Annotated in this window: 1 pseudogene; it reads right to left on the reverse strand. The window is 58.8% G+C overall.

The features are described 5' to 3' along the window. Nucleotides 1–127: 127 nt before the first annotated feature. Nucleotides 128–357: pseudogene (locus tag AB3X89_RS40365) on the reverse strand (hypothetical protein); the annotation flags it as partial.

Below are 357 nucleotides of genomic sequence, written 5' to 3' on the forward strand. Positions count from 1 at the left end.
CTCTTCGGCCCCATCGGCAACATTCCACCTGCCGAGGCAGAAGCCGCTTACTATGCAAATCTCGCTGAGTCTGTCACTGTGGCATGACGCAAGCAAAACGGTCTCCGGAAAACCCGGGGCGGTTCAAGATCGAGGCAAGCACGTGCTGGTCGATTTCCGAACGAAGATCCGTCAGCACGTCGGCCGGCAGATCGACGCCAAACTGGCTTGCGTCAGGAAACGGCAGCACGGCGAGCTTGACGCCGAACTTCTCCGACATGCGGGCAAGCGTGGGATAGTCCGACTCGTTGAACAGCCCGTTGAGTTCCGCCCGTGCCTGTTCCTTCAGATTCAGGTAGTCGGTCAGGAAGACGGAAA

The organism is Paraburkholderia sp. BR14320, assembly GCF_040948665.1.
GTDB lineage: Bacteria > Pseudomonadota > Gammaproteobacteria > Burkholderiales > Burkholderiaceae > Paraburkholderia > Paraburkholderia youngii.